Source organism: Stenotrophomonas sp. STEN018 (assembly GCF_056760235.1).
This window is the reverse complement of sequence record NZ_JBRREK010000111.1, coordinates 1-4,116: the sequence shown is the minus strand read 5'-3', so window position 1 is coordinate 4,116 and position 4,116 is coordinate 1. Positions and strand designations below refer to the sequence as shown.

The 4,116-nt window shown below is 64.0% G+C and carries 5 protein-coding genes; 1 reads left to right on the top strand and 4 read right to left on the bottom strand.

Annotation, left to right across the window (positions count from 1 at the left end; genetic code table 11):
* Nucleotides 1-270: 270 nt before the first annotated feature.
* The 4 genes from ACVOMB_RS20730 to flgA all read right to left on the bottom strand — a co-directional run bounded on the left by ACVOMB_RS20730 (nucleotide 271) and on the right by flgA (nucleotide 2,922).
* Nucleotides 271-1,464, bottom strand: coding sequence for an ATP-binding protein (locus tag ACVOMB_RS20730; protein WP_481532892.1), 1,194 nt, complete (start codon nucleotides 1,462-1,464; stop codon nucleotides 271-273).
* Between the two features lie 113 nt (nucleotides 1,465-1,577).
* The gene (locus tag ACVOMB_RS20725) at nucleotides 1,578-1,916 is read right to left on the bottom strand and encodes a flagellar protein FlgN (RefSeq protein WP_481532891.1); all 339 of its coding nucleotides are present in this window, start codon (nucleotides 1,914-1,916) and stop codon (nucleotides 1,578-1,580) included.
* Nucleotides 1,913-2,215 carry a flagellar biosynthesis anti-sigma factor FlgM gene (gene flgM / locus ACVOMB_RS20720; protein WP_481532890.1) on the bottom strand — a complete coding sequence of 101 codons (303 nt, stop codon included), beginning with the start codon at nucleotides 2,213-2,215 and terminating at the stop codon, nucleotides 1,913-1,915. The genes ACVOMB_RS20725 and flgM overlap by 4 nt, the downstream gene beginning before the upstream one ends.
* 62 nt (nucleotides 2,216-2,277) lie before the next feature.
* Nucleotides 2,278-2,922 (bottom strand): flagellar basal body P-ring formation chaperone FlgA, encoded by a 645-nt coding sequence (gene flgA, locus ACVOMB_RS20715; RefSeq protein ID WP_481532889.1) that lies wholly within the window; start codon nucleotides 2,920-2,922, stop codon nucleotides 2,278-2,280.
* Between the two features lie 114 nt (nucleotides 2,923-3,036).
* Here flgA and ACVOMB_RS20710 point away from each other — a divergent pair, with 114 nt between their 5' ends.
* The gene (locus tag ACVOMB_RS20710) at nucleotides 3,037-3,993 is read left to right on the top strand and encodes a chemotaxis protein (RefSeq protein WP_481532888.1); all 957 of its coding nucleotides are present in this window, start codon (nucleotides 3,037-3,039) and stop codon (nucleotides 3,991-3,993) included.
* Nucleotides 3,994-4,116: the final 123 nt, after the last annotated feature.

Below are 4,116 nucleotides of genomic sequence, written 5' to 3'. Positions count from 1 at the left end.
CACCCCCGCCCCCGCCCCGCCCCCCAACACAAACAACCGGGGGGGGGCGGGCCCCCCCCCCCCGCCCCCCACCCCGCCGTGTTTGGGGCGCGCGCGCCCCCCCCCCCCAAGCCACTGGTGGCTAAGGTCCGCATGCATTCGCTGCAAATGCACGATCCATCACTGAAACGCCTATTGCGGGTAATCTGCGATTGCAGACACTGCGACGACTGACACAGCGCCAGCTTCGCGGCTGACGCCGCTCCCACAATCCAAGAATCCTGCGGCCGATTATTTCGGCTGGCGGATCGGCAGCACGATGCGGAAGCAGGAGCCCTCGCCTACCGTGCTGTCCAGGTCGATGCGGCCGTGGTGCTTGTTGATGATGCCGTAGGAGATCGACAGGCCCAGGCCGGTACCGCTGCCCACCGGTTTGGTGGTGAAGAACGGGTCAAAAATACGCTGGCGCAACTCCGGCGAAATGCCCGCACCGTCATCCTTGAACTCAACCCATACCTCCTCACCGCTGACACCCGTGCTGACCACGATATTGCCGCGATCGGCAATGGCATGGCCGGCATTGAGCAGCAGGTTCATATAGACCTGGTTGAGCTCGGACGGCAGGCACTCGATCATTGGCAGCTCGCCGTAGTGGCGCTCCAGCGTGACCTTGTACTTGAGCTCGTTCCAGATGATGTTGATGGTCGATTCAAGGCCGGCATGCAGGTCAACCAGCTTCCACGACTCGTCGCGGCCGGAATACGAAAAGTCCTTGAGGTCGCGCACGATGCGGGTCACCCGCTCAATGCCCTCGCGTGATTCGGCCATCAGCTGCGGCAGGTCGCGGCTGATGAAATCGATATCCAGACGGTCACGGATATCGTCGATTTCGGGAATCAGCGCCTTCGGATCAGGTGCGCGCAAGGCGCGCTCATAGGCTTCGATCACCGTGAACAGGCTGCGCAGATACTCCTGCAAGCTGCCCAGATTGGAGTGCACATAGCCGATCGGGTTGTTGATTTCGTGTGCGACGCCGGCGGCAAGCTGGCCGATGGATGCCATTTTCTCGGACTGCAGCAATTTTTCCTGGGTGCCATTCAAGCGCAGATAGGCCTGGCGCAACTCGGCATGACGCTGCTGCAGCTCGCGCTCGTAGTCTTCGGGGCCGTCGATATGCTGGAACAGGGCCAGAAACGCTTCGCCGGCCTCATCGCTGTGATGGTGCAGATGCAGGGTGATGACCCGCTCACCGACCGGCAAGCTGCCAATCCAGCTGCCCGAATCACGGGCCTGCGACAGCGCGAAAGGTGGCAACAAGGCTTCAAGCTGGCGGCCAAGATCAACGCTGCCAGGACCGTCCACGCCAAACAACTCGCGCACCAGGCCATTGGCGATACTGACTTCGAACTTGCCGCTGAACACCAGCATCCCGTGCTGGACGCGCTCACCGAGGGCTCGCAATGTGGCCGCCGAGGGGGTTGGCATGAGAATGCTGCTATCGATCTGGGTCACGGCGGCCGGTGCAAACTAGGAACAGACCGCCACTATAGCTGGATGTGCGTATTTGATCGCGGCGCTGGCGCCGCGTTTGCAGTAGATCAGGCCACGGCCAGCGGCCGCCGCGCATGGACGGTTTGTGCCTGCCCCTTGGCATCGTAAGAAGGCGCGTTCTCGCTGCGGCCCAGCTGACGAAGCGCCCAGTTGACCTCGCGACGCCGGCGCGCCAGCAATACGCCATTGGCGTGGTTGCGCTCGGCCAGCTCCTTGAGCTTTTCTGCCTCATGCAGCGGAGGCTGCCGTTCCAGCTCGCGCAGGGCATCCAGCTTCCTGCCGGTGGCGGCTACCAGGGCCGGCACGTCGTGCTCGGCCAAGGCGCGCTGTTCGCGGTCAAGCGCTTCGCTCAGGCGCTGCAACGGGTCGCCCATGGAGAGGTTCATCCCTGCAACTGCTGGTCCAGGCCCAGCATGCGCGTGGCGATGGCATCGGGATTGATCTTGTAGCTACCGTTTTCCAGTGCCTCGCGCACGGCTTGGACGCGGGCCTGGTCAATGGCCGGGGCGGCGCTCAGCTCGCGTTGTACGGCCTGCAGTTGGGTAGCCTCGCCGGTCAGGCGCACGCTGTCGGCGGCCTCAACGGGCTTGGGCTTGGCATCGCCTACGGCGGCCACCTTGGTGTTGATGGCTACGCTGCGCAACTGCGCTGCGGCCGTAATACCACCGTCGATTTTCTGGCTCATGTGATGGAGTCCTGATTCGGTTCAAAAACGATAACGGCGCCGCTGGGGATTTCTTTAGCAATTTATCGACTGACCAGCACATCGCCAGCGGGGGTGGCCACACCCTGCATCACCCGGCGTGAAGACAGGTTCTCAACCGAGACCCGCTCGCCCTCCCCGGCATCTCCCAGCGCCTTGCCCGCCATACGCACTTCCACCCCGCCCCGGCGCGACACCAGGGCGACATTATCGCCACGGCGAACGGTGCGGGGCGCGACCAGATCGGTAGCCGATAGCAGGCTGCCGGCGCTCAAGGCGCGCCGAGCGACCCGGCCAACGGCCGCCTCCGGTTTCAACAGCACGGCACCAGCCAAGCGTGCGGTATCGCGCTTGACGCTGCTTATATCGGCCGCAGCCAGGGTTTCTCCAGCGGCTATGCCGCGCGTCAGAACCAGCACCTGCTGCTCACGGCGGACCTTGACCGGGACGAACAAGCGCCAGCCGCCAGCCTGTGGACAGGCGACCTCGACCGTGGTGTTGGCGGTAACTTTGGCCTGCAACGGCTGCGCGCAGGCGGGTAGCCGTAGGTTCGCGTCGAGATTGGCTTCCCCGCTCTCGCCTGCCGTCAACGTGGCCAATGCAGCAGCACGGATGGTTTCCACCGGCTGGAATGCGGTGGCCCAGGCCAGTGAAGGCAGCAACAGGCAAATAGATAGAAGTAAGCGCATCGGCGGCAGCCACCCGACTCTGGAATAGTTCGATGAATCACAGTGCAAGTGCCGTGCCAGTCCGGGCCAAGGCGAACACTCAAGTTGTCGCCATCTGCCGCCGATACTGCATTCATGTCACAAGACCTGCTCAACAGAATTGACCAGCGCACCCGGCTGGCCGGCCATAACCGCCTTGCGCTGCTGCTGTTCCGCCTTGGCGGCCGTCAGCTTTTTGGCGTGAATGTCTTCAAGGTCCAGGAAGTGCTACGCCGCCCGGCACTGTTCCAGGTGCCCGGGCTGCCGACCCAATTCGCCGGCGTGGCCGATGTTCGTGGCCGTTCGGTCCCGGTACTGGACCTTGGCCTGGCCATCGGCCACCCCGAGCGCGAACCAGAGGCGGACACAGCACCGGGTTATCTGGTGGTGACCGAGTTCAATCGTTCGGTACAGGGTTTTCTGGTCAGCGGGGTTGAGCGCATCGTCAATATCGCGGTGGAAGATATCCATCCGCCGCCGGAATTGGGTGCCGAATCGACGTATTTGACTGCTGTTACCCGCTTCCAAGGCGAGTTGATCCAGGTCATCGACGTGGAAAGCGTGCTCGCCGATATCGCCCAGGTGCGCAGCGAGGCGGTGCTTGATCCATCCATGGCCCTGCCGGCCGACGCGCCGCCGATGCAGGTGTTGGTGGTCGATGACTCCCGTGTGGCCCGCCAGCAGATCCGCAGCGTGCTGGATCAGCTGGGGGTGAGCGCCACCCTGCTCTCCGATGGCAAGCAGGCGCTGGAACACCTGCTGCAGATCCACGCCTCGGGTGAAAACCCGGCCGAGCGCTACGCCATGGTGATCTCCGATATCGAGATGCCGGCGATGGACGGCTACACGCTGACGACAGAAATCCGCCGCCATGCGGGGCTGGCCGGCCTGTACGTGCTGCTGCACACCTCGTTGTCTGGCGTGTTCAACAACGCCATGGTGGAGCGTGTGGGCGCCAATGCATTTGTGGCCAAGTACAGCCCGCATGAGCTGGCAGATTTCGTTCTGCAACGTCTGCGCCATGTGGCTCAGACGCAGTACGCGTATAGCTGAGCCTGGTTTCCTGTAGTGGGGGGGGGGGGGGGGGGGGGGGGCGGGGCGCGGGGACACACCCACCCGCCCCCCGCGCCGCAGCAGAGCGAGGCACACACACACCACCCCCGCTCGCACCGCGCG

Excerpts from the sequence above, each read along its gene's own strand:
- flgA (WP_481532889.1), bottom strand. The coding sequence starts at position 2,922 with ATGCGCTTACTTCTATCTATTTGCCTGTTGCTGCCTTCACTGGCCTGG.
- ACVOMB_RS20725 (WP_481532891.1), bottom strand. The coding sequence starts at position 1,916 with ATGAACCTCTCCATGGGCGACCCGTTGCAGCGCCTGAGCGAAGCGCTT.
- ACVOMB_RS20730 (WP_481532892.1), bottom strand. The coding sequence starts at position 1,464 with ATGCCAACCCCCTCGGCGGCCACATTGCGAGCCCTCGGTGAGCGCGTC.
- flgM (WP_481532890.1), bottom strand. The coding sequence starts at position 2,215 with ATGAGCCAGAAAATCGACGGTGGTATTACGGCCGCAGCGCAGTTGCGC.
- ACVOMB_RS20710 (WP_481532888.1), top strand. The coding sequence starts at position 3,037 with ATGTCACAAGACCTGCTCAACAGAATTGACCAGCGCACCCGGCTGGCC.